This window comes from Citrobacter sp. CK191 (assembly GCF_030333435.1).
Lineage (GTDB): Bacteria > Pseudomonadota > Gammaproteobacteria > Enterobacterales > Enterobacteriaceae > Citrobacter_B > Citrobacter_B koseri.
In genome coordinates this window covers 485,631-509,768 of sequence record NZ_JAOWFX010000031.1, presented here as the reverse complement: position 1 = coordinate 509,768, position 24,138 = coordinate 485,631, and the positions used below count along the sequence as shown (strand labels likewise).

Annotated in this window: 33 protein-coding genes and 1 pseudogene; 22 read left to right on the top strand and 12 right to left on the bottom strand. The window is 53.3% G+C overall.

Translation table 11 applies throughout. The features are described from left to right. Genes OGV82_RS14045 through OGV82_RS14000 form a run of 10 tightly spaced genes read right to left on the bottom strand, consistent with a single transcriptional unit; the run spans position 1 to position 4,636 of the window. Positions 1–225: a hypothetical protein gene (locus tag OGV82_RS14045; protein WP_200098759.1), complete on the bottom strand. Its 225-nt coding sequence runs from the start codon at positions 223–225 to the stop codon at positions 1–3. Then, positions 225–719, bottom strand: coding sequence for an ead/Ea22-like family protein (locus OGV82_RS14040; RefSeq protein WP_200098761.1), 495 nt, complete (start codon positions 717–719; stop codon positions 225–227). The genes OGV82_RS14045 and OGV82_RS14040 overlap by 1 nt, the downstream gene beginning before the upstream one ends. Continuing rightward, positions 716–1,396, bottom strand: a complete 681-nt coding sequence (locus OGV82_RS14035) for an ASCH domain-containing protein (RefSeq protein WP_190286651.1) — start codon at positions 1,394–1,396, stop codon at positions 716–718. The genes OGV82_RS14040 and OGV82_RS14035 overlap by 4 nt, the downstream gene beginning before the upstream one ends. Continuing rightward, complete coding sequence (locus tag OGV82_RS14030) at positions 1,393–1,599, bottom strand: hypothetical protein (RefSeq protein ID WP_190286652.1); 207 nt, start codon at positions 1,597–1,599, stop codon at positions 1,393–1,395. The genes OGV82_RS14035 and OGV82_RS14030 overlap by 4 nt, the downstream gene beginning before the upstream one ends. Continuing rightward, a complete protein-coding gene (locus OGV82_RS14025) occupies positions 1,596–1,931 on the bottom strand; it encodes a hypothetical protein (protein ID WP_190286653.1) in 336 nt (111 codons plus the stop codon). Before OGV82_RS14025 ends, OGV82_RS14030 begins: the two co-directional genes overlap by 4 nt. Before the next feature lie 4 nt (positions 1,932–1,935). Next, positions 1,936–2,352 carry a PerC family transcriptional regulator gene (locus OGV82_RS14020; RefSeq protein ID WP_047462940.1) on the bottom strand — a complete coding sequence of 139 codons (417 nt, stop codon included), beginning with the start codon at positions 2,350–2,352 and terminating at the stop codon, positions 1,936–1,938. Between the two features lie 14 nt (positions 2,353–2,366). Continuing rightward, positions 2,367–2,831 (bottom strand): replication protein P, encoded by a 465-nt coding sequence (locus OGV82_RS14015; RefSeq protein WP_047462937.1) that lies wholly within the window; start codon positions 2,829–2,831, stop codon positions 2,367–2,369. Next, positions 2,824–3,810, bottom strand: a complete 987-nt coding sequence (locus OGV82_RS14010) for a DnaT-like ssDNA-binding domain-containing protein (RefSeq protein WP_192466396.1) — start codon at positions 3,808–3,810, stop codon at positions 2,824–2,826. Before OGV82_RS14010 ends, OGV82_RS14015 begins: the two co-directional genes overlap by 8 nt. 41 nt (positions 3,811–3,851) lie before the next feature. Beyond that, positions 3,852–4,406, bottom strand: coding sequence for a toxin YdaT family protein (locus OGV82_RS14005; protein ID WP_192466395.1), 555 nt, complete (start codon positions 4,404–4,406; stop codon positions 3,852–3,854). Positions 4,407–4,408: 2 nt separating this feature from the next. Next, complete coding sequence (locus tag OGV82_RS14000) at positions 4,409–4,636, bottom strand: transcriptional regulator (protein WP_047462929.1); 228 nt, start codon at positions 4,634–4,636, stop codon at positions 4,409–4,411. A 130-nt stretch (positions 4,637–4,766) separates the two neighbouring features. On the opposite strand from OGV82_RS14000, the gene OGV82_RS13995 reads away from it, so the two are divergent. From OGV82_RS13995 to yedF, 8 genes and pseudogenes are all read left to right on the top strand, one after another. Then, a complete protein-coding gene (locus OGV82_RS13995; protein ID WP_047462927.1) occupies positions 4,767–5,174 on the top strand; it encodes a helix-turn-helix domain-containing protein in 408 nt (135 codons plus the stop codon). A gap of 268 nt (positions 5,175–5,442) precedes the next feature. After that, positions 5,443–5,583: pseudogene (locus tag OGV82_RS13990) on the top strand (hypothetical protein); the annotation flags it as partial. Between the two features lie 161 nt (positions 5,584–5,744). Beyond that, a complete protein-coding gene (locus OGV82_RS13985; RefSeq protein ID WP_192466394.1) occupies positions 5,745–5,969 on the top strand; it encodes a hypothetical protein in 225 nt (74 codons plus the stop codon). Between the two features lie 3 nt (positions 5,970–5,972). Further along, complete coding sequence (locus OGV82_RS13980; RefSeq protein ID WP_047462921.1) at positions 5,973–6,311, top strand: RrF2 family transcriptional regulator; 339 nt, start codon at positions 5,973–5,975, stop codon at positions 6,309–6,311. A 141-nt stretch (positions 6,312–6,452) separates the two neighbouring features. After that, on the top strand, positions 6,453–8,711 hold the full coding sequence (locus OGV82_RS13975) for a 3'-5' exonuclease (RefSeq protein WP_200098763.1): 2,259 nt from the start codon (positions 6,453–6,455) through the stop codon (positions 8,709–8,711). Between the two features lie 304 nt (positions 8,712–9,015). After that, positions 9,016–10,134: a phage integrase Arm DNA-binding domain-containing protein gene (locus OGV82_RS13965; protein ID WP_192466392.1), complete on the top strand. Its 1,119-nt coding sequence runs from the start codon at positions 9,016–9,018 to the stop codon at positions 10,132–10,134. Positions 10,135–10,304: 170 nt separating this feature from the next. Continuing rightward, positions 10,305–11,510 (top strand): selenium metabolism membrane protein YedE/FdhT, encoded by a 1,206-nt coding sequence (gene yedE, locus OGV82_RS13960; RefSeq protein WP_047462916.1) that lies wholly within the window; start codon positions 10,305–10,307, stop codon positions 11,508–11,510. Further along, on the top strand, positions 11,507–11,740 hold the full coding sequence (gene yedF / locus OGV82_RS13955; protein WP_000790504.1) for a sulfurtransferase-like selenium metabolism protein YedF: 234 nt from the start codon (positions 11,507–11,509) through the stop codon (positions 11,738–11,740). The genes yedE and yedF overlap by 4 nt, the downstream gene beginning before the upstream one ends. Positions 11,741–11,803: 63 nt before the next feature. Here yedF and fliE read toward each other — a convergent pair whose 3' ends face one another. Then, positions 11,804–12,118, bottom strand: coding sequence for a flagellar hook-basal body complex protein FliE (gene fliE, locus OGV82_RS13950; RefSeq protein WP_012131910.1), 315 nt, complete (start codon positions 12,116–12,118; stop codon positions 11,804–11,806). 216 nt (positions 12,119–12,334) lie between these two features. Here fliE and fliF point away from each other — a divergent pair, with 216 nt between their 5' ends. From fliF to rcsA, 14 genes are all read left to right on the top strand, one after another. Then, positions 12,335–14,011: a flagellar basal-body MS-ring/collar protein FliF gene (gene fliF / locus OGV82_RS13945; RefSeq protein ID WP_047462912.1), complete on the top strand. Its 1,677-nt coding sequence runs from the start codon at positions 12,335–12,337 to the stop codon at positions 14,009–14,011. Further along, a complete protein-coding gene (gene fliG, locus OGV82_RS13940; RefSeq protein ID WP_012131907.1) occupies positions 14,001–14,999 on the top strand; it encodes a flagellar motor switch protein FliG in 999 nt (332 codons plus the stop codon). Before fliF ends, fliG begins: the two co-directional genes overlap by 11 nt. Next, positions 14,992–15,696, top strand: coding sequence for a flagellar assembly protein FliH (gene fliH / locus OGV82_RS13935; RefSeq protein WP_047462909.1), 705 nt, complete (start codon positions 14,992–14,994; stop codon positions 15,694–15,696). Before fliG ends, fliH begins: the two co-directional genes overlap by 8 nt. Beyond that, entirely contained in the window at positions 15,696–17,066 is a 1,371-nt protein-coding gene (gene fliI, locus OGV82_RS13930; RefSeq protein ID WP_012131905.1) for a flagellar protein export ATPase FliI, read from the top strand. Before fliH ends, fliI begins: the two co-directional genes overlap by 1 nt. A 21-nt stretch (positions 17,067–17,087) precedes the next feature. Beyond that, positions 17,088–17,531, top strand: a complete 444-nt coding sequence (fliJ, locus tag OGV82_RS13925) for a flagellar export protein FliJ (protein WP_012131904.1) — start codon at positions 17,088–17,090, stop codon at positions 17,529–17,531. Next, positions 17,528–18,742, top strand: coding sequence for a flagellar hook length control protein FliK (gene fliK / locus OGV82_RS13920; protein WP_047462906.1), 1,215 nt, complete (start codon positions 17,528–17,530; stop codon positions 18,740–18,742). The genes fliJ and fliK overlap by 4 nt, the downstream gene beginning before the upstream one ends. A 104-nt stretch (positions 18,743–18,846) precedes the next feature. Further along, positions 18,847–19,314, top strand: coding sequence for a flagellar basal body-associated protein FliL (fliL, locus tag OGV82_RS13915; protein WP_047462901.1), 468 nt, complete (start codon positions 18,847–18,849; stop codon positions 19,312–19,314). Between the two features lie 4 nt (positions 19,315–19,318). Continuing rightward, complete coding sequence (gene fliM, locus OGV82_RS13910) at positions 19,319–20,323, top strand: flagellar motor switch protein FliM (RefSeq protein ID WP_012131901.1); 1,005 nt, start codon at positions 19,319–19,321, stop codon at positions 20,321–20,323. Further along, the gene (fliN, locus tag OGV82_RS13905) at positions 20,320–20,733 is read left to right on the top strand and encodes a flagellar motor switch protein FliN (protein WP_012131900.1); all 414 of its coding nucleotides are present in this window, start codon (positions 20,320–20,322) and stop codon (positions 20,731–20,733) included. The genes fliM and fliN overlap by 4 nt, the downstream gene beginning before the upstream one ends. 2 nt (positions 20,734–20,735) lie before the next feature. After that, positions 20,736–21,110, top strand: a complete 375-nt coding sequence (gene fliO, locus OGV82_RS13900; RefSeq protein WP_012131899.1) for a flagellar biosynthetic protein FliO — start codon at positions 20,736–20,738, stop codon at positions 21,108–21,110. Next, entirely contained in the window at positions 21,110–21,847 is a 738-nt protein-coding gene (fliP, locus tag OGV82_RS13895) for a flagellar type III secretion system pore protein FliP (protein WP_012131898.1), read from the top strand. The genes fliO and fliP overlap by 1 nt, the downstream gene beginning before the upstream one ends. Before the next feature lie 9 nt (positions 21,848–21,856). Then, positions 21,857–22,126, top strand: coding sequence for a flagellar biosynthesis protein FliQ (fliQ, locus tag OGV82_RS13890; RefSeq protein ID WP_012131897.1), 270 nt, complete (start codon positions 21,857–21,859; stop codon positions 22,124–22,126). Between the two features lie 6 nt (positions 22,127–22,132). Beyond that, positions 22,133–22,927, top strand: coding sequence for a flagellar biosynthetic protein FliR (gene fliR / locus OGV82_RS13885; RefSeq protein WP_012131896.1), 795 nt, complete (start codon positions 22,133–22,135; stop codon positions 22,925–22,927). 280 nt (positions 22,928–23,207) lie between these two features. Continuing rightward, entirely contained in the window at positions 23,208–23,831 is a 624-nt protein-coding gene (gene rcsA / locus OGV82_RS13880) for a transcriptional regulator RcsA (RefSeq protein WP_047462896.1), read from the top strand. Positions 23,832–23,885: 54 nt separating this feature from the next. Here rcsA and dsrB read toward each other — a convergent pair whose 3' ends face one another. Beyond that, the gene (gene dsrB / locus OGV82_RS13875; RefSeq protein ID WP_012131894.1) at positions 23,886–24,074 is read right to left on the bottom strand and encodes a protein DsrB; all 189 of its coding nucleotides are present in this window, start codon (positions 24,072–24,074) and stop codon (positions 23,886–23,888) included. Between the last annotated feature and the right edge of the window lie 64 nt (positions 24,075–24,138).

The window sequence follows — 24,138 nt, the reverse complement described above, 5'->3', positions numbered from 1 at the left end:
CTACTCCTTAATGCCGATGCCAGCGGCGGCAACTTCTTTCGCCAGCCGCTCAGCTTCACGAAAATCCCAATCCACGCGGTGCGCTATCTCAATTGCAGAGCGCACAGTGCGCTCAATCAGAGAGTCCAGTTGATCGATTGTCATTGCTATGTCAGGGTTGTGAGCCAGTAACTCAGCGCGCCGAATCTGCCAGTTGTTGCAGGTTTCCAGTAATGAATTAGCCATCACTCAGCCTCCATGTTGATGCTCGCTGCGGCCAGCGCTTTATCAACTTCATCTGCGTAGTAATACGTTAACCCGCTCGATGATTTAGCTAGTTTGAAAGGTTCTGGCATCTTAACTGTGGGCGTCCGCGCCTCCAGTTCTGCTATGCGCTGCTGTTGTAAGCATGACTCTTGCGCAAGTCCTGCATTCCACTCTCGCAGTTCTGCTATGCGCTTCTCTGCGGCTTCCAGCTTTGCCTCTGTCTCTCTAAATTTGGTATGCCAGCGATTACATGCAACAAACGCCCCCTCCCGATATCCTGTTTCCATGTCAATTTCGTCTATCAATGACGCGATGATGTTGAGCTCGTCGTTATTAACTAACGCCATAAACTCACTGGTAGCCTTATCCCATGCATCCAGCGCATCATAATTTCTTGGGTTTTTGAGATGAGCGGCATATGTTGTGCGGTATTTTTCCGCCGCTTCACGCAGCGCCTGTTTGTCGATTGTCATGCTGCACCGCCTTCAACTCGTTTAAACTCAATCACCCAAACCCACGGATTAGCCCACCAGCCACCTTCTCCATAAATAAAATTCCAGAGAGTAGCGAAAGATCCGCGCGCACTGAGCTGGAACTGCGTCCACTCGTTTGGTTGGTAGTGCTTCCAGTAACCACCACGCAGTTTCTTCACCCCTTCTGCCTGCGCATCTTCTTCACTAATGTCGTTAAGCCGCTCCACCCGCACGTCGATAATCTCCAGCAGAATGCGGGATGCCCAGCGCGGCATGTGTATGGATGGGCGCCAACCGTGACGGAGGTTATCGTCAAGATCACAGTATTCAGGCTTGGTGCCACCATCGGCGGCATATTCGCAGTATTGCGGCGTTTCGAACTTTTCAGAATGGGCCAGGTATTCTTCGAATAACTCCTCAGAAACAAGCGGCCCCTGGAACGTCTCTCGCACCCAGATGCGATCGCCAACGGCACCAAATGGGCAATTGAAAATGCTGCTTTCACCATAACTTCCGTACCACTGAAAACCAGGACCAACATTTCTAACCAGTGCTGGCGTGTCTGGGTAATCGCCCGCTGGCTGGTTTTTCATAATTCTCCGCGTCTGCGTCTTCCGGCCATCCAGCAGCGCCCGTACCATTTCATCATTAAAAATCATTCCGCGTTCTTTGCTCATTGTGCGGACTCCTTGTTAATCGGATCGATACTGTCCAGCAGCAGGCGACGGCGAGTATTCTCGGCAAAGTGACGGCGCCCCGTTTCCTTGTGGTAAAACTCATTCTTGCTGACCACCCACATTCTTTCCGTTTCGTGCAATTTTTTACGCTTCGGACCGTCTTTGGTGATCACAATGCCTGTGTGAGTTTTCGTTATGCTCATGCCCGTGCGCTCCCGAAAATTTTGTGGATCTGATAGCCCTGCCAGTTCTGGCGACAAACATCGGTTATAAGCAACGGCTGTGGCGCGGGCTGATTTTGCTCAGGCAACCTGACTTTTGTCTGCCAGCGCTGAACAAGCCGGTACAGCGGCTTTCCTGGTTTACCGACATTCTTCAAAACACCAATACGGATCAGGCGCCCGGTAATTGCGTGAGTATGTTTGTTACTCCATCCCATCTGGCGCCCAAGCTTCAGGACTGAGGCGATTTTGTTTGTTTCAAGGAACGCGATCACCGCCAGTTGGTCTTTACTTCTCAGGGTTACTTTTTCCATGTGGTCACCTCCGAGCCATACGCAGGCATTCTTCGCGCCGCTGCGCGATACGGGCCACTTCGACAGAATTGCTGGCAATAGCCAACATGTCGGTATAAACCGTTGCCGCGCGGCGCCACAGCCCACGGGACTCCAGATTTCTGGCGATGCTTTCAACTGCCTGCGTTTTTACGGGATCGCTCTTTTCTTCCATGAACGGCAGCGTTACGTCAGGTATTACCGCGCCGGGCGCCACGTCATAGACGTACTGTGTACCGTTGTGGCTGCGGGTTATCGTCCCGCTGACAGTCAGCGCCCGCAGGAAACGCCCTGCCGTTCCAGCGGCAATATCCAGCGCTTCACAGACATCACGCAATACACACCCGGGAATGTGACGAACAACTACCGCCACCTGGTCTTTTTGTGAAAGTTCTTTGGTCATTGGTCAAAACTCGTTTAGTTGATTAAGCCTGCCGCTTTGCGGCGTCTGTATTCCTCCATCAGCAATTGTGCCGGTGTTGGCCCTGCCGGGTGGTGCGGCGCCGCCAGCTGGCGACGAATCGGCGGGACGGACAGGCCATTGCTGACATGTTTTGTCCACTTCGTGAGTAATTTTTCTGCCAGTTTTTTCAGCTCCCCCTCTGTCATCTGGCGTTCAACGCCAGTCCTGCGCATTTCGACGCAAATGTGGTACAGCACTGGCTGCGGCCACGGATATTTGTCGCTGCCGGAATAACGGTATGATTCGTTACGCCAGCGCTTGTATTCAGCCATCACCCGGTCTGACGTGAGGCTGAACGGGTTAGCCCCGCTCTCAGAAACCAGCGAAACGAACTCGGCAAGATCCGGCGGCCAGGTGTTCCCGACTGCGCAACGCTCCATGCACTGCTGGCAGACCAGTTTGATCTGGCTTTCAGTCATCGAGCCGATCTGGGCAATCCAGATAGCCGAAGGCTCCGTTCCGTTCTTCTGCGTCCAGCGGTTCGAAAATATCTCCCCCATGACTTCCCATAGCCGCCACGCCGTCTCTGTCGCCAGCAAGTCGGTTTTTACGTTCCCATTCTGCTCTGGCTTCTCGTATCTGCTGTACAGCTCGTGATGGTGCAGGTCCTGTTCGTAATCCCGCATTGTTTTCCCCTCCGGTTGCTGGTTTGATTTGTGTGCTGGCCCGGCCTAAATGCCGTGCAAATTTCTGCTCCCACTGCACCTGGTGGAACACCTTCCCTTCGGCTTGCCAGTAAGTAATAAAACTGTTCAGTTCCGCTGGAAGGTTAATTCCCGGCTTTAACGGCATGCCCCATAGTTCAGCCATCCGCTTAAAATCCTGTGAAGGTGTCCAGGACGGATGCATGGCAAATTTTCCGAATGACTGAACATTGCCAAATACAATCCCTGGCTGGTTCGGATAGTCCGGCGAAACTGGTTCGACCACTTTACTATGTGTGGGGTTTAGATCTTTATGGTTCCTTGGTAGATTCCCGATCCCGTTTTTGGGTGTCTTTGAAGGAAAAAACGGGTGTCTTTGGTCATTTTTAAGGCAACCGTTTTTGGGTAACTTACCGTTAAGAACCCCGTTTTCGGGTGGCTTTAAAGGCTCCCGATTTTGGGTGTGTTCAGAATCAACAACGCTTTCTTCGACACCTAATAATTTGTATACGGGTATCTGTTTAGTTCGCCCCTTTCGTTCCCCGGTGTCGGCAATAAGTCCGATTTCGATCAAATGCCGTAAACCAGCCTGCACGGTTTTTTTGTCCAGTTCCGTTGCCTCTGCAAGTGCAGCAACAGATGGATATGCACATAAGTCAGCCCCGCACATATCTGCCAGCCAGGTAAGGATCGCCTTACTGGAAGATTTTCCGGTTTTAACTTTTTTGGCCCATCGCATTGCATCAATGCTCATGTAGCCTCCCCGTGTATAGCCTGCTCATTGGTAAAAACTCGTTAAAAAATTTGCGGCGCTACGGCGCTGATACTCGCCAGTAGTGGTCCCGCCGCATCTGCTGGCAGCATGTTGAATAACGCGATCGCCGCTTCGCGGATCTCTTTTTCAAGCTTGTGCAACGGCGCGCCGAGCAGTTTGGCCTGGTGAGCCTCGCTGCATTCTTTTACCGCACAGGCCACCAGCTCAGTTTCCGTTTTCCCCTGCCGTAATCCGTGCGTTCTGGCGATTTCAATCGGCATGGCAGAAGCAATCGCGGACGCCAGCTGCATAACGTAAGCCGTGTATTTGCCGGAGTTATTTTCATTCTTGAGATAACGGAACAGGTTCTGCTTGTTCACAGTGATCCCGCGACCGCCCTGCTTGCTCCAGTGTTCAGCCACCAGCTGCGCAATCTTTTCCTGTGCCTGCCCGGGTAATGTCGATTCCCATTCCCTGACAGCTTCACGGATCGCGCGGTGCCGGATAGTGTCACGCCGCTGCGGTTTATATTGATTTTCAGATTTCAGCGGAATGGCTACCCGCTGGTTATGATGTGGGTAAGTTACGGAATGCATATTCACGCATCCTCCCGTGGCAAACCATCAGTCGGGTTTGGATAAAGATCAGGTCTCAGTTCATGTGGAGTCACCTGCCAGTTAACAGCTTTTGAAACGCGAACAACAAGTTCGCCTGGCACCTTGTTCTTGAACCATCCATTAACTGTTTGGGCTCGACGGTTAAGACGACGCCCCAACTCAGCCTGACTGCATATCGCTAACATTTTCTTTTGGGTAGAGATCTTCATTGACATGTCTCGTGGAGTGAACATGCAGGAAGTAAATCAAATTATTTCGATATCGTCAAATTATATCGATAGGTTGAGCTACAGATAAAATCTGTATAATCGGAGATATGTTTTTGAGCGGGCTAGGAATATGAACTTCGGAAAGCGATTACAAAAAGCCATCCAAGATCTTGGAATCTCTCAATCGGAACTTGCACGGAGATTGGGAGTAAAAGCCCAGTCAGTCAATGGCTGGTGTAACTCCAATATACTTCCAAGAGCTGACATCCTAGATCGGCTACAGTCCGCTACAGGCTTTCCGCTTTATTGGTTCTTTCTTGAAGAAGCTGAAGCCGACAATATCCCGATAGTTGCATCAGAAAAAAAACGACAGCCTCAGTCTGTTCAGGAACAAAAACTTCTTGAACAATTTGAGCTTTTGCCTACTGATGATGAAAGAGAAAAGATAATTGAGTTGATCGAGCAGCGTCTGCAAGAACTTGACGATGTAGCTACAGCCTACCTCAAAAAACGAAAAATAATCCCAAGTAACGAGTAACACCGTACCTCCCCCCATCATAAACCGCGAAAAATCAATCCGATAAACCAATCGGTGGGTATATCGCGCTTTGTACTATCGATTTAATTTGACATATATCGATCTAATCGATAATACTATTCCCAACGCAAAGACATTCATCAAGGCAGGACGCCCACGCAGTAGCTGCCGGTGGCATACGAAGCACCGGATGAGATGACGAATATTATGCGCAGCAGGTTCCACCGTTCCGTCGGCCAGACGCAAAAGGCAAAGAAGAGGAATGACCATGATTGATTTCGCACGTAAGCCAGCACGGCAGCAGGCCGTTCTGCTTAACCGTATTGAAGTAATAATCCGCCTTATCTGTTACACCCTGGCTCAGAAAGGCGACCCGTCTGTAGACCAGCAGACCGCATCACGCCCGTAAACGAGTTTTGACCAATGGCTGTTTCCAGCCTGATGCTCAGTGCACGGGGCATCGTGATGGTAATACCGCCATCGTAACCAACAGGAGACGAAGACCTGTTCGGTTAATTTGAGAAAATCTTCTTTGCCCGTCCCGTGGCGGGCTCTTTTTCGGAGGTTTTTATGTCAGCGAACGAACTGGCATTGAGATTCAGCACAGCACCTGCAGAGCAACTGATTGGTGTTTTGCCTGTCCGCGAAGTCAAAGAAGCCCTGCGTGATGAAGTGGAAGATGACGTTCTGGGCGAAGTCTGGACAGAACATAACTTTGAAATGGAAGCGGTTGAGGTTCTCACCGATGCTATTAACACTCACCAGGGCTATGGCCAAGAACCGGAGAAGAGCTAAATCATGGAATTTGGAATGAAGCGTGTTGTGGCATCTGTTCAGGCCGTGGCGATCCTTAAAAGGATTTACAACGGCAAACCAGTAACCATCGCATCTATCAGTAAAGAATCCAGGCTGTCTGTCTCATACCTGGAGCAGATTTTTTCAAGGCTGCGCGGCAGCGACATTGTTACCAGCCAGCGTGGCCCCGGCGGTGGATACCATCTGAAAAAGATGAATCCCAGCGTTGCTGATGTCGTTCGCGCCGTGACGCGCACGCCGGATTCGTTCGAACCCGTGCTGAATGCCCTGGAGTGGGTTCCCGTCGCGCAGCTGTCGCAGGGAAAATCCCCGGCCCCATAAAGCACAAAACCCGCGCAAGGCGGGTTAAGTACCCGGTTAGCCGACCAAAGCTTCCCGGAACGAGTTTTGACCAATGACCACTACCACAGGCGGCAATCATCAGCTGCCGGGTATCTTACAACCTTAAGGAGCCCGAACGCAATGAACACATATGCGTATCTCATTAAAGCAAAAGCCAAAGCGGCAGACGCTAAAAACCTCTTTTGCTGGTTCTCTGCAAAATCCGACTCGCGCGCTGAACGCGAAATCCTCAATATTCTGGAAGATTCCGGGATCGAAGTCGGTCGTGGTGCTGACCACCAGTTGCCAATTCGTACTAACTGGTTTGTTGTTGACGATCTGCCGGAAGAAGGAAAGCTGGATGACACCTGGTGCGACCGTTACGAACTCGGCGAGGATGGGGCTAGCTGGAAAAAAATTGTATCCGACAATACGGGCGACGCAGGCGAAACCACAGCACCGGACGAACCGCAAGATGATAAGCCCAATGCAGAACCATCGCAGGGCGAAGAATCCAGCGAACAGGTAAACGATGCAGCATCCGAAGGAGAAGCCAGGGGCATCCAGCAAGACCAGGATGCAAGCGAAGAAAGCGACAATCGCACTGAAACCCCGGAATTAACCGTTGTTGCGACAATGCCATTCCGTCACCGCGTTCTCGCTCAATTTATTGGCGATGGTGAGTATCTCTATCACGTCGATGCCGGGCAGAAAAAAGACATTTTGCGCCTTGAAATGGACACTGATAATTCGTATGTCCAGAACCTTCTGCTGGCGGCTGAAAACGTTGAACAATTTAAAAAAGCGCTTGAATCCGACATTCATAAAGTAGTGAATGCCGTTAAAAAGGTATTTCCTCTTGATGGCAAAACGCCAGAACTGGCAACCGTTATCCAGTTTTTTAATGCCTGGTTTAATACGGAACATATTGATCGCGGACTTCTCACGAAGGAATGGGTTAACGGTAATCGCGTCTCCTGCATCCAGAGAACATCCAGCGGAGCTAACGCTGGTGGCGGAAACAAAACTGATCGTAGCCCTGAGTACATCCATACCTTCGAAACGATGGATTACGAAATTGCGGCGGCCACGCTGCCGATGGATTTTGATATTTACAATATTCCGCTATCCATTCATCGCCGTTCTAAAGAGATCATCACTAAAAAAGAGAGCCCGTGGAAAGAGTGGTCTGCCGCACTTCGCGCGACTCCCGGCATTCTGGATTTTTCCCGCGCCGCAATTTTTGCGTTAATTCGTGACGCGGGTGCGCACATCCATAATTTTCCAGATCGCATGCGTGGTTATATCAATGCCAATCTGACGGAAAAAAACCACGAAAAACCAACAGAGGAAACTCTGGCCGCCGCGCGACAGATTAACTCAGTCGCAGTAACCCTGGATGCAGTTAAGGATGCGATTAACGGCCAGAAAGAAACGCCAGTCCCTGATGGCGTGGGCGAAGAATATGCCTTTGTTGGTAAAAAACTCATCACTGAAGCCCTGTCTCGTACTGAGCAACCGAGCATCGAAAACCTCGGCAATGGTGTCTATTCCATCGACAGCCTGGTTAACACCCCACCAGCACAGCCATTATCTGTTGTTGACTATGTCCGCCAGCTCTCTGCTGAAGAAAAACTGAATGCGGATAACAAAGAGGAGACCACCAGCGATGTGCAGATGGAAGAAACTGGTAACGATGAAGCCAAAGCTGGTACTGAAATGTCGCAGAGCAAAGCAGCAACTCAGCCAGATGAAGGCAGTGATACAGATGGTTCGCAGACAGCTCCCCTGAATAATGAACCCGTTCACCAAATTATTGAGCAAAAATCAGACAAACTTTATTCCCACTTAATGGTGGATCTGAAAACGATGGGCAATAAACCCAATTCGCCAGTCGTTTCCGTTAGCGCCGTATTTTTTGACCCGGCAACCGGCGATACCGGCGCAGAATTCTACAAAGTTGTCAGTCTGGAATCCGCTATGGCATGGGGTGGAGTACCGGATGCATCAGCGATCATCTGGTGGCTGAAGCAGTCAGCTGAAGCGCGTTCTGCAATCGTTATGGATGATGCAATTAAGCTCGATGACGCCCTCCTCCAGCTTAATGACTTCATCGCAGAAAATGCTGCAAACGGTCCATCTTTAGTGCAGGTCTGGGGCAATGGTTGCTCTTTCGCCAATGTCATTCTCCGCCAGTCTTATGACCGAACCGGCATCGACTGCCCCTGGATGCTCTGGAATAACCGGGACGTTCAGACAATGGCCGAACTAGGTAAAGCCGTGGGTATTAATCCACGCTATGACATCAAATTTGAGGGTGACATGCACAACGCACTGTCCGATGCCCGACACCATGTCAAATACGTATCCGCCATCTGGCAGCGACTGACTGCAAACTGATTTTTCAATATCAATCTTCGCCAGCTGCGCTGCGTATTATGCAGCTGGCTATCGAGAGCGATGGCTATGAGTGAACAAAGTCTGATACCACTGCGGGACTGGAAAGCTCGCAGGTTACACTTTCCCATAACAATGCCATGCCTGGTGAAGCACGGGAAGCTGGGATATATACAACCACGGCCAATAAAAATTGGAAATCGTTGGTGTATTGATGAACGGGCTATTTATATCGGCCCCGGTGCAACAGGAATAGAACCTGAAATTCACAGTGACGACGACGAAATTTTGCGGGAGATACTAAGCGATGTCGCCAAGGCCACGAAAAAATAATGTATCAATCTCCGGGTTATATGCCCGGTTCGATCGCCGCACCGCAAAAACTTATTATCAGTACAAAAATCCTTTAACAGGGAAGTTTCACGGTCTGGGAACAGACAGGGAAAAAGCAGAAAAAATAGCCACAACAGCAAACCAAAGAATTGCAGTGGCTGAGGCCGAGCATTATTTACGCCAGATTGATGAAACCCCTAAAGCAGTAGTACAGCGAGGAATTAGTCTTAAAGCATGGATTGAACGATATCTGAAAATACAGAGACAAATCCTGGATGCAGGTTCCCTTTCCGAAAAACGATACAAAGAAAAAAAACGCATGGCCGAATTACTTTCCAGGCGACTGGGTTCTCGTCCGATGAAGAGTCTGGAGGTGAAAGATTTTGCCGTTCTGTTGGATGAGTTTTTGGATGCTGGCCATGCCAGTAGCGCGCTTTGTAATCGCGTTGTATGGGTGGATATTTTTCTTGAGGCTCAGCATGCTGGTGAAGTACCTCCGGGCTGGAATCCTCCTAACGCAACTAAAAAACCATCTGTTAAGGTGAGGCGTGCACGCCTGTCACTTGATGAGTGGAAAAAAATTCTGGATAAGATCCCGGCAGATCATTATGCGCATAACGCGATGCTTCTTGCACTCGTTACGGGTCAGCGCCGGGAAGATATCGCTAATATGAAATTCTCCGACATCAGGAACGGATACTTACACATTGAGCAAATCAAGACAGGTTCCCGTATAGCGTTACCTCTGAATTTACGTTGTGATGCCATCGGCATGACACTTGAGGATGTGATCCGAAAATGCCGGGATCGTTTTGTCAGTCCCTACCTGCTGCACGGGAAAAGAAAAACCGCTGCAAAACACGTTTCGCTTACATTGCTTACGAAAGAATTTGCAACGGCGCGTGATGCTGCTGGCGTCATTCCGCCTGAAGGCAAAACCCCGACGACATTTCATGAGCAACGATCATTATCAGAGCGCCTTTATCGTGCCCAGGGCATCGATACAAAAATTCTGTTGGGCCATAAAACGCAATCAACAACTGACAGATATAACGACGATCGCGGGAAGGAGTGGACCAAACTGGCTATTTGATTTCAGGTTGTGCCGCGCTGTATGGACTGCACGATTATTTTGATGAGGGTCATAAAAAAGGAGGGTATTTTGGAGAAAAGTTTTGGAGAGGTTTTGGAGAAGAAAAAAAAGTTATATATTCCAGGCCGTTAAATCTACATACACCTTCTGAGTTCAGAGGCTAAGAAAGCATGTCATGGCAACAATTCAAACAAGCCTGGTTAGTTAAATTCTGGGCGCCTGTCCCTGCGGTCATCGCAGCAGGTATTCTCTCCACTTATTATTTCGGTATCACCGGTACGTTCTGGGCTGTTACGGGCGAATTCACCCGCTGGGGTGGACAAATCCTCCAGCTGTTTGGCGTTCATGCTGAAGAGTGGGGTTACTACAAGCTGATCCATCTGGAAGGCTCCCCCCTTACCCGCATCGACGGGATGATGATCCTCGGCATGTTCGGCGGCTGCTTTGCCGCGGCACTGTGGGCCAACAACGTTAAATTACGTATGCCGCGCAGCCGTATCCGCATTATGCAGGCGATTATCGGCGGGATGATTGCCGGTTTTGGCGCACGCATGGCGATGGGCTGCAATCTGGCAGCCTTCTTCACCGGTATTCCGCAGTTTTCTCTTCATGCCTGGTTCTTTGCGCTGGCAACCGCCATCGGTTCCTGGTTCGGCGCGCGCTTCACGCTACTGCCCATATTCCGTATCCCGGTCAAAATGCAGAAAGTCTCCGCTGCCTCGCCGCTGACGCAGAAGCCGGATCAGGCGCGCCGCCGTTTCCGTCTGGGGATGCTGGTCTTTATCGGCATGATCGGCTGGGCGCTGCTGACGGCGATGAACCAGCCAAAACTGGGGCTGGCCATGCTGTTCGGCGTGGGTTTTGGTCTGCTGATTGAACGTGCGCAAATTTGTTTCACCTCGGCCTTCCGTGACCTGTGGATCACCGGTCGCACCCATATGGCGAAAGCCATCATCTTCGGGATGGCGGTGAGCGCTATCGGAATTTTCAGCTACGTGCAGTTAGGCGTGGAAGCGAAGATTATGTGGGCTGGCCCGAACGCCGTTATCGGCGGTCTGCTGTTTGGTTTTGGCATCGTGCTGGCGGGCGGGTGTGAAACCGGCTGGATGTACCGCGCCGTGGAAGGTCAGGTGCACTACTGGTGGGTGGGCCTCGGCAACGTTATCGGCTCCACTATTCTGGCATATTACTGGGATGATTTTGCCCCGGCGCTGGCAACCCGTTGGGACAAAGTGAATCTGCTCGACACCTTCGGCCCGCTGGGCGGCCTGCTGGTCACTTATCTGCTGTTGTTTGCCGCGCTGATGCTGATAATCGGCTGGGAAAAACGTTTCTTCCGTCGCACCGGGTTAACCCCTGCTAAGGAATCCGCATGAAAAATATCGTTCCTGATTACCGTCTTGATATGGTTGGCGAGCCCTGCCCTTACCCGGCCGTCGCCACGCTGGAAGCGATGCCGCAGTTAAAAAAGGGAGAAATTCTGGAAGTGGTGAGCGACTGCCCGCAATCCATCAATAATATTCCGCTGGATGCGCGCAATCACGGCTATACGGTGCTGGATATTCAGCAGGATGGCCCAACGATTCGCTATCTGATTCAGAAGTAATCATTTGCCGGATGACGGCGCAAGCGCCTTATCCGGCCTGTATGATGCATTCAGCAGGTCTGGCTACACCTGCATCGACATCACTTCCTGGTACGCCGACATCAGTTTGTTGCGCACCTGAATGCCCATCTGCATTGAGACAGACGCTTTTTGCATATCGGTCATCACATCATTAAGCGCAATGCCTGGCTCACCCAGAGTAAATTTTTCTGCCTGTACGCGCGCGGTGGTTTGCGTGTCACTGATGCGATTCAGTGCCGCATGCAGTTGACCGGCAAAACTTACGGTTGGTTGCGGCAGCGCGTCTTGCGCCCGTGCGGACATCGCCGTTGCCTGTAGCTGGCTGATGACCCCTTCAATCCCCTGTATTGCTGACATGCTAATCCCCTGGATGATTTTTTACACAGCAGAGATTACCAGTTTGTCAATAAGATAAAGGCGCTAAATAGCGATAAAAAACCTCGGTTTTTGGCGCATAGAAAAATTCGAAACCGCAAATAATGAGACCGTCAATTTTTCGAGTTTGCTGACCCGGGAGTGAGTCTTGTTCCACTTTGCAAAAAACGCCGTCCACGATCAGTCACGAGGTGCGAGATGAGTGCGACTGCATCGACTGCAACCCAACCTAAACCTCTCGAGTGGCTTAATCGCCTGCGCGCGAATCCCAGAATTCCTCTGATTGTGGCGGGATCAGCCGCCGTTGCCATCATCGTTGCTATGGTTTTGTGGGCGAAAGCGCCAGATTATCGCACGCTGTTCAGCAACCTTTCCGATCAGGATGGCGGGGCCATTGTCACGCAGCTGACCCAGATGAACATCCCTTACCGCTTCACCGAAGGAAGCGGTGCGATTGAAGTGCCTGCCGATAAAGTGCATGAGCTTCGCCTGCGCCTGGCGCAACAGGGATTGCCAAAAGGCGGCGCTGTCGGCTTCGAGTTGTTAGACCAGGAAAAATTCGGCATCAGCCAGTTCAGCGAGCAGGTCAATTACCAGCGCGCGCTGGAAGGCGAGCTGGCCCGCACTATCGAAACCCTGGGGCCGGTAAAACGCGCCCGTGTCCACCTGGCGATGCCGAAACCTTCTCTGTTCGTGCGCGAGCAGAAATCCCCTTCCGCTTCCGTGACGGTCAATCTTGAACCAGGCCGCGCGCTGGATGAAGGGCAAATCAGCGCGGTGGTGCATCTGGTATCCAGCGCCGTTGCAGGTCTGCCGCCAGGTAACGTCACGCTGGTCGATCAGGGCGGTCATCTGTTGACTCAGTCCAATACCAGCAGCCGCGATCTGAACGACGCGCAGTTGAAATACGCCAGCGATGTGGAAGGACGCATTCAGCGCCGTATCGAATCGATTCTTTCGCCAATCGTCGGCAACGGCAACGTCCATGCTCAGGTTACTGCGCAGCTGGATTTTGCCAACAAAGAGCAAACGGAAGAGCAATACCGTCCGAACGGCGACGCATCGCAGGCCGTGCTGCGCTCACGCCAGCTTAATGAAAGCGAGCAAATCGGCTCCGGCTATCCGGGCGGCGTACCGGGTGCGCTGTCGAATCAGCCTGCGCCGGCGAATGCTGCGCCGATCAGCACACCGCCTGCTAATCAGCAAAACGCGCAGAACACGCAGACGACCAACAATGCGAACAGCAATGTGCCGCGCAATACGCAGCGCAACGAAACCAGTAACTATGAAGTGGATCGCACCATTCGCCACACCAAACTGAACGTGGGCGATGTGCAGCGACTCTCCGTGGCGGTCGTGGTGAACTACCGCGCCCTGCCGGACGGCAAACCGCTGCCGTTAACCACGGAACAGATGAAGCAGATCGAAGATCTGACCCGCGAAGCGATGGGCTTCTCCGACAAACGCGGCGATACCCTTAACGTGGTGAACTCACCATTTACCGCAACGGACGACCTGGGCGGCGAGCTGCCATTCTGGAAACAGCAAGCCTTTATTGAGCAGTTGATCTCCGCAGGTCGCTGGCTCCTGGTTCTGCTGGTTGCCTGGATTCTGTGGCGCAAAGCGGTTCGACCGCAGCTTGCTCGCCGCGCTGAAGAGACGAAAGTCGCGCAGGAACAGGCGCAGGTTCGTCAGGAAACCGAAGAAGCGGTAGAAGTTCGCCTCAGCAAAGACGAACAGACCCAGCAGCGCCGGGCGAACCAGCGTCTGGGCGCAGAAGTGATGAGCCAGCGTATTCGCGAAATGTCAGATAACGATCCGCGCGTCGTGGCGCTGGTCATTCGCCAGTGGATGAATAACGATCATGAGCAATAAACTTACCGGCACCGATAAAAGCGTCATCCTGCTGATGACCATTGGCGAAGACCGTGCGGCAGAGGTGTTTAAGCACCTCTCCACGCGCGAAGTGCAAACCCTGAGTTCGGCAATGGCGAACGTGCGCCAGATTTCCAACAAACAGCTGACCGATGTGCTGGCAGAATTTGAGCAAGAAGCCGAACAGTTTGCCGCACTCAACATCAACGCCAACGAATACCTGCGTTCCGTGCTGGTTAAAGCGCTGGGTGAAGAGCGTGCCGCCAGCCTGCTGGAAGATATCCTCGAAACGCGGGATACCGCCAGCGGTATTGAAACGCTCAACTTTATGGAGCCGCAAAGCGCCGCCGACCTTATCCGCGACGAACACCCGCAGATTATCGCCACCATCCTGGTGCATCTCAAACGCGGCCAGGCCGCCGATATTCTGGCGCTGTTCGACGAACGTCTGCGCCACGATGTCATGCTGCGTATCGCGACCTTCGGCGGCGTACAGCCAGCCGCACTGGCGGAACTGACCGAAGTGTTGAATGGCCTGCTCGACGGTCAGAACCTCAAGCGCAGCAAAATGGGCGGCGTGAGAACCGCGGCAGAAATCATCAACCTGATGAAAACCCAGCAGGAAGAGGCGGTTATCAGCGCCGTACGCGAATTCGACGGCGAGCTGGCGCAGAAAATTATCGACGAAATGTTCCTGTTCGAAAATCTGGTGGAAGTCGACGATCGCAGCATCCAGCGTCTGTTGCAGGAAGTGGATTCCGAGTCGTTGCTGATCGCCCTGAAAGGCGCCGAGCCGCCGCTGCGCGAGAAATTCCTGCGCAACATGTCGCAGCGTGCTGCCGATATTCTACGCGACGACCTCGCCAACCGTGGCCCGGTACGTCTGTCTCAGGTGGAGAACGAACAGAAAGCCATTCTGCTTATTGTGCGTCGTCTGGCGGAAACCGGCGAAATGGTAATCGGCAGCGGCGAGGATACCTATGTCTAACGAATTGCCTTGGCAGGTCTGGACACCGGACGATCTCGTCCCTCCCCTGGCCGAGTTTGTGCCAATGGAGCACCGCGACGAACCGATAGCCATCGATGACGAACCGGAGCTGAGTGCCGAACAGCAGCTTGAACAGCAACTGGCGCAGCTGAAAATGCAGGCGCACGAGCAAGGGTATAATGCGGGCCTCGCCGAAGGTCGCCAGAAAGGCCACGAACAGGGCTATCAGGAAGGATTAGCGCAAGGGCTGGAGCAAGGCCAGACGCAGGCGCGCGCTCAACAGGCGCCGCTGAATGCCCGAATGCAGCAACTGGTCAGCGAGTTTCAGAATACGCTGGACGCGCTGGACAGCGTGATTGCCTCGCGCCTGATGCAAATGGCGCTGGAAGCCGCTCGCCAGGTGATCGGCCAGACGCCAGCGGTGGACAACTCCGCGCTCATTAAACAGATCCAGCAATTGTTGCAACAGGAGCCGTTGTTCAGCGGGAAACCGCAATTACGCGTTCACCCGGATGATTTACAGCGCGTCGAAGAGATGCTCGGGGCCACGCTCAGCCTGCACGGCTGGCGTTTGCGCGGCGATCCCACGCTGCATCATGGCGGCTGTAAAGTGTCCGCCGATGAAGGCGATCTGGACGCCAGCGTCGCCACGCGTTGGCAAGAACTCTGCCGCCTGGCGGCTCCCGGAGTCGTCTGATGACTACGCGCCTGACCCGCTGGCTGAATACGCTGGATAACTTCGAAGCCAAAATGGCGCAGCTCCCGGCGGTGCGTCGCTACGGGCGGCTGACCCGCGCCACCGGTCTGGTGCTGGAAGCCACCGGTTTGCAGCTGCCGCTCGGCGCGACCTGCGTCATTGAACGGCAGGACGGGACGGAAACACGCGAAGTGGAAAGCGAAGTCGTCGGCTTTAATGGCCAGCGTCTGTTTTTAATGCCGCTGGAAGAGGTCGAAGGCATTCTTCCCGGCGCACGCGTTTACGCAAAAAATATTGCCGGGGAAGGTCTGCAAAGCGGAAAACAGCTGCCGCTCGGCCCTGCCCTGCTGGGGCGCGTGCTGGACGGCGGCGGCAAGCCGCTGGATGGTCTTCCCGCGCCAGACACCACGGAAACCGGCGCATTAATCACTCAGCCATTCAACCCTTTACAGCGAACGCCCATTGAGCATGTGCTGGATACCGGCGTCCGCCCCATCAACGCGCTGCTTACCGTCGGACGCGGACAGCGTATGGGGCTGTTTGCCGGTTCCGGCGTAGGTAAAAGCGTTCTGCTCGGCATGATGGCGCGCTATACCCGCGCGGACGTTATCGTCGTCGGACTGATTGGCGAACGTGGCCGCGAAGTTAAAGATTTTATCGAAAACATTCTGGGCGCTGACGGTCGTGCGCGTTCGGTGGTGATTGCCGCGCCTGCGGACGTCTCGCCACTGCTGCGAATGCAGGGAGCGGCCTATGCCACGCGTATTGCCGAGGATTTCCGCGATCGCGGGCAGCACGTACTGCTGATCATGGACTCCCTGACCCGCTACGCGATGGCGCAGCGTGAGATTGCGCTGGCGATCGGCGAACCGCCTGCGACCAAGGGGTATCCGCCTTCGGTCTTCGCAAAATTACCTGCGCTGGTGGAACGTGCGGGGAACGGCATTCACGGCGGCGGCTCCATCACCGCGTTTTATACGGTATTGACCGAAGGCGACGATCAGCAGGACCCGATCGCCGACTCGGCGCGTGCGATCCTGGATGGACACATTGTGTTATCCCGTCGTCTGGCCGAAGCCGGTCACTACCCGGCCATTGATATTGAAGCGTCGATCAGCCGTGCGATGACGTCGCTGATCACCGAGCAACACTATGCACGCGTACGGAATTTCAAACAGTTGCTGTCCAGTTTCCAGCGTAACCGCGATTTGGTGAGCGTCGGCGCGTATGCCAAAGGCAGCGATCCCATGCTGGATAAAGCCATCGCGCTGTGGCCGCAGCTGGAGGCGTTTTTGCAACAAGGTATTTTCGAGCGAGCCGACTGGGAAGATTCTCTCCAGGCGCTGGAACTGATTTTCCCGACGGTGTGATGAAGCAGGAGGGCATAGGTCATGGCACAACATGGTGCGCTGGCGACATTAAAAGATCTGGCCGAGAAAGAAGTGGATGATGCCGCTCTCTTATTAGGGGAAATGCGACGCGGATTCCAGCAGGCGGAAGAACAACTGAAAATGCTGATCGATTATCAGCATGAGTATCGCAACAATCTCAATGCCGATATGGGCCAGGGGATTGCCAGCAACCGCTGGATTAACTATCAGCAATTTATTCAGACGCTGGAGAAGGCCATTGAGCAGCATCGCCAGCAGCTGACGCAGTGGACACAAAAAGTGGACGTGGCGCTGAACAGCTGGCGTGAAAAGAAACAACGGCTTCAGGCCTGGCAGACCTTACAGGACAGACAAAGTGCGGCAGCGTTATTGGCTGAAAACCGCCTGGATCAGAAAAAAATGGATGAATTTGCTCAGCGTGCTGCAATGAGGAAAACCGAATGATCACCTTGCCCCAACTGATCACGACCGACACAGACGTAACGACAGGCCTTCAGGCCGGTAAAACAGCCGATTCAGCCCAGGATTTTCTGGCGCTGTTAGCCGGTGCTTTGGGCGCAGGCGACGCGCAGGGTAAAGATGCCCCGCTTTCGCTTGCCGATCTCCAGGCGGCAGGCGGCAAACTGCAAAAAGGATTGCTGCAAAAAAATGCCGATACGCCACAGACGACAGCGCTGGCCGATCTTCTGGCGCGCCAGGATCTGCTGACGGATGACGCCACAGCAGACCTGACCGAGGCACAGCAGTTGCTGTCCACGCTGACGCCTTCGCTGAAAAGCAACGCCCTGAACGCGTTAAGTAAGACTGCCCGGCAGGACGACAACGCACCGGCGCTGAGCGATGAAGACCTCGCGAATCTGAGCGCGCTCTTCGCCATGTTACCGGGCCAGCCGGCGCTGACGCCAACCACGCGAACCGCGTCGGCTGAAGGCGCACTCTCCGCCCCGGCATCGCTGCGTGGCGATACGCGCGCCGCTACGCAGGATGCGGTCGCCGGGCTGACGACGGGCGAGCTGAAAAAAGGGAAAGTGGATGCCGCGCCTGACGTCACCGCAAACTCAGCAAGCAACCAGCCGGTAACGCCGCTGGTCGCCGCCGCTGCCGCTAAAGCCGACATGGAAAGCACGCCTTCTCCGGTCACGACCATTGGCGCCATGACCACGCCTGGCGGTATGACGACGCAGACGCAACCCGCGCCTGTCGCAGCCGCCCCGGTGCTCAGCGCGCCGCTGGGCAGCCATGAGTGGCAGCAGTCATTAAGCCAGCATGTGACGCTGTTTACCCGCCAGGGGCAGCAGAGCGCGGAACTGCGTCTGCACCCGGAGGAACTGGGGCAGATTCAAATCACCCTCAAAATGGATGATAACCAGGCGCAACTGCAAATGGTGTCAGCGCATAGCCACGTTCGCGCCGCGCTGGAAGCCGCGTTACCCGTACTGCGTACCCAACTGGCGGAAAACGGCATCCAGCTGGGACAAAGCAGTATCAGCAGTGAAAGTTTCGCCGGACAGCAGCAGTCGTCATCCCAGCAGCAGCACGCTTCCCGTGCGCAGGGACAAGAGGCTTTTGCCGCCGAAGATGACATCGCACTGACGACGCCGGGCTCGCTCCAGGCTGCCGCTCGCGGCGATGGCGCGGTGGATATCTTCGCCTAACGCCAGAGGTAGCATGATTATCCGCGTCTTTTCCACGCTTTGCCGTGGACAGGACACGGGATAATCAGCCAATAAGCTGTACCGAAACAGGAAGCCCGTATCTGATGACTGACTCCGCGATTAACAGAAAGAGCAAACGCTCAATTTGGATCCCTTTGCTGGTGTTGATTACTCTTGCCGCCTGCGCAACCGCTGGCTATAGCTACTGGCGGATGCAGGAGCACCCGACCGCCAGCGCTAGCGCGGCCCCGCCACCGCCGCCAGCGCCCGTATTTTTCGCGCTGGATACGTTTACCGTCAATCTGGGCGATGCCGATCGCGTGCTGTATATCGGGATTACGCTGCGCCTGAAGGACGAAGTGACGCGCGCGCGTCTGAGCGAATATCTGCCAGAAGTGCGCAGCCGTCTGTTGCTGCTGTTTTCGCGTCAGGATGCTACTGCGCTTTCGACGGAAGCCGGGAAGCAGACGCTGATCGCGGCAATCAAAGAAACGCTCTCTACTCCGCTCGTTGCTGGACAACCGAAACAGGAAGTCACCGACGTTCTTTATACAGCTTTCATTCTGCGGTAAAGACATGGGCGATAGTATTCTTTCTCAGGCTGAAATCGATGCGCTGCTCAACGGCGACAGCGAGGCCAAAGACGAACCCACCCCTGGCGGCGTGGGCGACAATGATATTCGTCCTTATGATCCCAATACACAGCGTCGCGTGGTGCGTGAGCGCTTACAGGCGCTGGAGATCATTAACGAACGTTTCGCGCGTCAATTCCGTATGGGACTGTTTAACCTGCTGCGTCGCAGCCCGGATATTACCGTGGGCGCGATCCGCATTCAGCCATATCACGAATTTGCGCGTAATTTACCCGTACCGACCAACCTGAACCTGATCCATCTGAAGCCGCTGCGCGGTACGGGTCTGGTGGTGTTCTCGCCGAGTCTGGTGTTTATCGCCGTGGATAACCTGTTTGGCGGCGACGGGCGTTTTCCGACCAAAGTGGAAGGTCGTGAGTTTACGCATACCGAACAGCGCGTTATCAACCGCATGCTGAAGCTGGCGCTTGAAAGCTACAGCGACGCGTGGAAAGCGATCAACCCGCTGGAAGTGGAGTACGTTCGCTCTGAGATGCAGGTGAAATTCACCAATATCACCACCTCTCCGAACGACATTGTGGTGAACACGCCGTTCCACGTCGAAATTGGCAACCTGACAGGCGAGTTCAACATCTGCCTGCCTTTCAGCATGATTGAGCCGCTGCGGGAGCTGTTGGTGAACCCGCCGCTGGAAAACTCGCGTCATGAAGATCAGAACTGGCGCGACAATCTGGTGCGTCAGGTTCAGCATTCAGAGCTGGAGCTGGTGGCGAACTTTGCGGACATCCCGCTGCGCCTTTCCCAGATATTAAAGCTGAAACCCGGCGACGTGCTGCCGATTGAAAAACCCGACCGCATTATTGCTCATGTGGACGGCGTACCTGTACTGACCAGCCAGTATGGCACCGTGAACGGTCAGTATGCGTTGCGCGTAGAGCATTTGATCAACCCGATTTTGAATTCGCTGAATGAGGAACAGCCCAAATGAGTGACATGAATAATCCGTCCGATGAGAATACCGGCGCATTGGACGATCTGTGGGCTGACGCGTTAAACGAGCAAAAAACAACGACCAGTAAAAGCGCGGCCGATGCAGTCTTCCAGCAGTTGGGCGGCGGCGACGTCAGTGGAAACCTACAGGATATCGATTTAATCATGGATATTCCGGTCAAGCTGACCGTGGAGCTGGGTCGCACGCGCATGACCATCAAAGAGCTGCTGCGCCTGACGCAGGGTTCGGTGGTCGCGCTGGACGGACTGGCAGGCGAGCCGTTGGACATTCTGATTAACGGCTACCTGATTGCCCAGGGTGAAGTCGTGGTGGTCGCCGATAAATACGGCGTGCGCATCACGGATATCATCACGCCGTCTGAACGTATGCGTCGTCTGAGCCGTTAAGCATGAAAACCCAGGCTACCGTTTCACAGCCCTCTGCCGTATCAGGCTCGCCGTTAGTTCAGGTGAGCGGCGCGCTGTTTGGGATCATCGTGTTGATTCTGGTCGCAGCCTGGGTCATTAAACGCCTGGGGTTTGCGCCCAAAGGCGCCGGTACGCGAGGGTTGAAAGTGTCAGCCAGCACCTCGCTGGGCCCGCGTGAGCGCGTGGTCATTGTCGATGTTGAAGACGCTCGGCTGGTACTGGGCGTAACGGCCACGCAAGTCAATGTGCTGCATACCCTCCCCCCTGCGCCTGTCGTTGCAGAAGAAAAACCGGCCGCCCCTGCGGATTTCCAGGCCATGATGAAGAGTTTGTTGAAGCGTTCCGGGAGATCCTGATGCGCCGTTTGTTATCCCTCACGCTGATGGCTTTGTGGTTTATCAGCCCTGCCGCGTTCGCACAATTACCCGGACTGGTCAGCCAACCGCTACCCGGCGGCGGGCAAAGCTGGTCCCTGCCGGTACAGACGCTGGTCTTTATTACGTCACTGACGTTCCTGCCCGCCATTTTGCTGATGATGACCAGCTTTACCCGCATCATTATCGTCTTCGGCTTGCTGCGAAACGCGCTGGGAACGCCCTCTGCGCCGCCAAACCAGGTGCTTCTCGGACTGGCGCTGTTCTTGACGTTTTTTATTATGTCGCCGGTTATCGACAAAATTTACGTGGATGCCTGGCAGCCTTTCAGCGAAGAGAAGATTTCCATGCAGGAAGCGCTGGAAAAAGGCGCTCAGCCGCTGCGGGAGTTTATGCTGCGGCAAACCCGTGAGGCTGACCTGGGCCTGTTCGCGCGTCTGGCAAACAGCGGTCCGCTACAGGGGCCGGAAGCCGTGCCGATGCGAATTTTGCTCCCGGCCTACGTCACCAGCGAGTTAAAAACCGCTTTTCAGATCGGTTTTACGATTTTCATCCCCTTCCTGATTATCGATCTGGTTATCGCCAGCGTGTTGATGGCGCTCGGGATGATGATGGTGCCGCCGGCCACCATTGCGCTGCCGTTTAAGCTTATGCTTTTTGTCCTGGTCGACGGCTGGCAGTTGCTCGTTGGCTCTCTTGCCCAAAGTTTTTACAGTTAGAGGCGCGAAATGACACCCGAATCGGTCATGATGATAGGCACGGAGGCAATGAAGGTCGCGCTTGCGCTTGCCGCGCCTCTGCTGCTGGTTGCGCTGTTTACCGGCCTTATCATCAGTATTTTACAGGCCGCCACCCAGATCAACGAAATGACGCTGTCATTTATCCCGAAAATTGTGGCGGTATTTACGGCGATTATTGTGGCGGGCCCCTGGATGCTTAACCTGCTGCTGGATTACGTGCGTACGCTGTTCAGTAACTTGCCGTATATCATCGGATAAGACGCGATGTTGCAGGTCACAAGCGATCAATGGTTATACTGGCTTAACCTCTACTTCTGGCCGCTGTTACGTGTACTGGCGCTGATCTCTACCGCGCCGATCCTCAGTGAACGCACGGTTCCCAAACGGGTAAAGCTGGGGCTGGGGTTTATGATCACTCTCATTATCGCCCCTTCACTCCCGGCGAATAATGTGCCTGTTTTTTCCACCGAAGCCTTATGGCTCGCCATGCAGCAAATCATGATCGGCATTGCGCTAGGGTTTACCATGCAGTTTGCCTTTGCTGCGGTGCGTACGGCGGGGGAATTCATCGGTCTGCAAATGGGTCTCTCTTTCGCCACGTTTGTTGACCCGGGCAGCCGCCTCAATATGCCGGTACTCGCCAGAATCCTCGACATGCTCGCCATGCTGCTGTTTCTTACGTTTAACGGCCATCTGTGGCTGATCTCGCTGCTGGTAGACACCTTCCATACGCTGCCTATCGGCGGCGACCCGGTCAACAGCAATGCGTTTCTGGCGCTTGCCCGGGCAGGCGGACTGATCTTCCTCAACGGACTCATGTTAGCCTTGCCGGTCATTACGTTACTGCTCACACTCAACCTGTCGCTCGGGCTATTAAACCGTATGGCTCCGCAGTTATCCGTATTTGTTATTGGCTTCCCGCTAACCTTATCCGTCGGCATTTTGTTAATAACCGCGCTCATGCCATTAATTGCCCCTTTCTGTGAACACTTATTCGGTGAAATTTTCAATTTGCTTGCTGATATCGTTAGCGAAATGCCGACAACCAATAACCCATAATTTTTATCCTGTCTTACTAAGGATTTTCCTAAATTTAAAATCTAAAAACATCTACCAGGATATATCTGCTGCGCTTTATTTGTTTTTACCTTACTCACATAACATAACATTTACTTTACTTTGAGAAGATTCCTGGCAAATTATACGTAACTTTACGGGATAGTAAGTTCGCCTGAAAACAGCGAAAGCGTCATCTTAGGTCACTATTATTGTTCCGTTGGGTTGTGATGAGATATTCAGGTAAGGGGAATTATCGTTACGCATTGAGTGAGGGTATGCCATGTCAACGATTATTATGGATTTATGCAGTTACACCCGGCTAGGTTTGACCGGGTATCTGGTAAGCAGAGGGGTGAAAAAAAGGGAAATCAACGACATTGAGACCGTTGACGAACTCGCCATCGCTTGTGACTCACAGCAGCCTTCTGTGGTGTTTATTAATGAGGACTGTTTCATCCATGATCCATCTAACAGTCAGCAAATAAAGCAGATCATTAATCAGCATCCCAACACGTTATTTATTGTTTTTATGGCAATTGCTAATGTGCATTTTGATGAATACTTATTAGTAAGAAAAAACTTATTGATTAGTTCAAAATCAATTAAGCCAGATTCTCTGGATGATATTCTTGGCGATATTCTGAAAAAAGAGACGGATATTGTAGGAGTAGTAAATTTACCTACGTTATCTTTAAGCCGTACTGAATCCAGTATGCTGCGAATGTGGATGGATGGACAGGGAACAATACAGATTTCAGATCAAATGAATATCAAGGCAAAGACGGTGTCATCCCACAAAGGGAATATTAAACGGAAGATAAAAACGCATAATAAACAGGTTATCTATCATGTCGTGCGGCTGACGGATAACGTGACAAACGGAATTTTTGTTAACATGCGATGAGGCCCCCTGACTGGTGGATATTCCACCAGTCAGGGTAAAAGCGACAAAATCACATTACTCTGTTTTTTCCACAAAGATCCCATCCTGATGGCCTGACTCATTGAAGAACCAGATACCGAGCGGGTAGTCTTCCAGCGAAACCAGGTACATCGTACCTTCACTAAACTCTTCAACCGCCAATACCACGCCTGGCCGACGAGGGCCGCCGTCTGTTTTGACTGTTACCCGATCATTCACCTTCATCAATTATCCTCCTGTGGCTTTGTGCCAGTGTAGAACAAATTCCTTTTTCTGGCAGCGTCTGCCG

Excerpts from the sequence above, each read along its gene's own strand:
- fliI (WP_012131905.1), top strand. The coding sequence starts at position 15,696 with ATGACTACGCGCCTGACCCGCTGGCTGAATACGCTGGATAACTTCGAA.
- fliK (WP_047462906.1), top strand. The coding sequence starts at position 17,528 with ATGATCACCTTGCCCCAACTGATCACGACCGACACAGACGTAACGACA.
- yedE (WP_047462916.1), top strand. The coding sequence starts at position 10,305 with ATGTCATGGCAACAATTCAAACAAGCCTGGTTAGTTAAATTCTGGGCG.
- OGV82_RS13985 (WP_192466394.1), top strand. The coding sequence starts at position 5,745 with ATGTCAGCGAACGAACTGGCATTGAGATTCAGCACAGCACCTGCAGAG.
- yedF (WP_000790504.1), top strand. The coding sequence starts at position 11,507 with ATGAAAAATATCGTTCCTGATTACCGTCTTGATATGGTTGGCGAGCCC.
- OGV82_RS14005 (WP_192466395.1), bottom strand. The coding sequence starts at position 4,406 with ATGCATTCCGTAACTTACCCACATCATAACCAGCGGGTAGCCATTCCG.
- fliP (WP_012131898.1), top strand. The coding sequence starts at position 21,110 with ATGCGCCGTTTGTTATCCCTCACGCTGATGGCTTTGTGGTTTATCAGC.
- fliN (WP_012131900.1), top strand. The coding sequence starts at position 20,320 with ATGAGTGACATGAATAATCCGTCCGATGAGAATACCGGCGCATTGGAC.
- OGV82_RS14015 (WP_047462937.1), bottom strand. The coding sequence starts at position 2,831 with ATGACTGAAAGCCAGATCAAACTGGTCTGCCAGCAGTGCATGGAGCGT.
- fliO (WP_012131899.1), top strand. The coding sequence starts at position 20,736 with ATGAAAACCCAGGCTACCGTTTCACAGCCCTCTGCCGTATCAGGCTCG.
- OGV82_RS14030 (WP_190286652.1), bottom strand. The coding sequence starts at position 1,599 with ATGAGCATAACGAAAACTCACACAGGCATTGTGATCACCAAAGACGGT.
- OGV82_RS13995 (WP_047462927.1), top strand. The coding sequence starts at position 4,767 with ATGAACTTCGGAAAGCGATTACAAAAAGCCATCCAAGATCTTGGAATC.
- OGV82_RS14000 (WP_047462929.1), bottom strand. The coding sequence starts at position 4,636 with ATGAAGATCTCTACCCAAAAGAAAATGTTAGCGATATGCAGTCAGGCT.
- OGV82_RS13975 (WP_200098763.1), top strand. The coding sequence starts at position 6,453 with ATGAACACATATGCGTATCTCATTAAAGCAAAAGCCAAAGCGGCAGAC.
- OGV82_RS13965 (WP_192466392.1), top strand. The coding sequence starts at position 9,016 with ATGTCGCCAAGGCCACGAAAAAATAATGTATCAATCTCCGGGTTATAT.
- OGV82_RS14045 (WP_200098759.1), bottom strand. The coding sequence starts at position 225 with ATGGCTAATTCATTACTGGAAACCTGCAACAACTGGCAGATTCGGCGC.
- dsrB (WP_012131894.1), bottom strand. The coding sequence starts at position 24,074 with ATGAAGGTGAATGATCGGGTAACAGTCAAAACAGACGGCGGCCCTCGT.
- fliG (WP_012131907.1), top strand. The coding sequence starts at position 14,001 with ATGAGCAATAAACTTACCGGCACCGATAAAAGCGTCATCCTGCTGATG.
- fliL (WP_047462901.1), top strand. The coding sequence starts at position 18,847 with ATGACTGACTCCGCGATTAACAGAAAGAGCAAACGCTCAATTTGGATC.
- fliH (WP_047462909.1), top strand. The coding sequence starts at position 14,992 with ATGTCTAACGAATTGCCTTGGCAGGTCTGGACACCGGACGATCTCGTC.
- OGV82_RS14035 (WP_190286651.1), bottom strand. The coding sequence starts at position 1,396 with ATGAGCAAAGAACGCGGAATGATTTTTAATGATGAAATGGTACGGGCG.
- rcsA (WP_047462896.1), top strand. The coding sequence starts at position 23,208 with ATGTCAACGATTATTATGGATTTATGCAGTTACACCCGGCTAGGTTTG.
- OGV82_RS14020 (WP_047462940.1), bottom strand. The coding sequence starts at position 2,352 with ATGACCAAAGAACTTTCACAAAAAGACCAGGTGGCGGTAGTTGTTCGT.
- fliR (WP_012131896.1), top strand. The coding sequence starts at position 22,133 with ATGTTGCAGGTCACAAGCGATCAATGGTTATACTGGCTTAACCTCTAC.
- fliJ (WP_012131904.1), top strand. The coding sequence starts at position 17,088 with ATGGCACAACATGGTGCGCTGGCGACATTAAAAGATCTGGCCGAGAAA.
- fliF (WP_047462912.1), top strand. The coding sequence starts at position 12,335 with ATGAGTGCGACTGCATCGACTGCAACCCAACCTAAACCTCTCGAGTGG.
- OGV82_RS14010 (WP_192466396.1), bottom strand. The coding sequence starts at position 3,810 with ATGAGCATTGATGCAATGCGATGGGCCAAAAAAGTTAAAACCGGAAAA.
- fliM (WP_012131901.1), top strand. The coding sequence starts at position 19,319 with ATGGGCGATAGTATTCTTTCTCAGGCTGAAATCGATGCGCTGCTCAAC.
- OGV82_RS14025 (WP_190286653.1), bottom strand. The coding sequence starts at position 1,931 with ATGGAAAAAGTAACCCTGAGAAGTAAAGACCAACTGGCGGTGATCGCG.
- OGV82_RS13980 (WP_047462921.1), top strand. The coding sequence starts at position 5,973 with ATGGAATTTGGAATGAAGCGTGTTGTGGCATCTGTTCAGGCCGTGGCG.
- OGV82_RS14040 (WP_200098761.1), bottom strand. The coding sequence starts at position 719 with ATGACAATCGACAAACAGGCGCTGCGTGAAGCGGCGGAAAAATACCGC.
- fliQ (WP_012131897.1), top strand. The coding sequence starts at position 21,857 with ATGACACCCGAATCGGTCATGATGATAGGCACGGAGGCAATGAAGGTC.
- fliE (WP_012131910.1), bottom strand. The coding sequence starts at position 12,118 with ATGTCAGCAATACAGGGGATTGAAGGGGTCATCAGCCAGCTACAGGCA.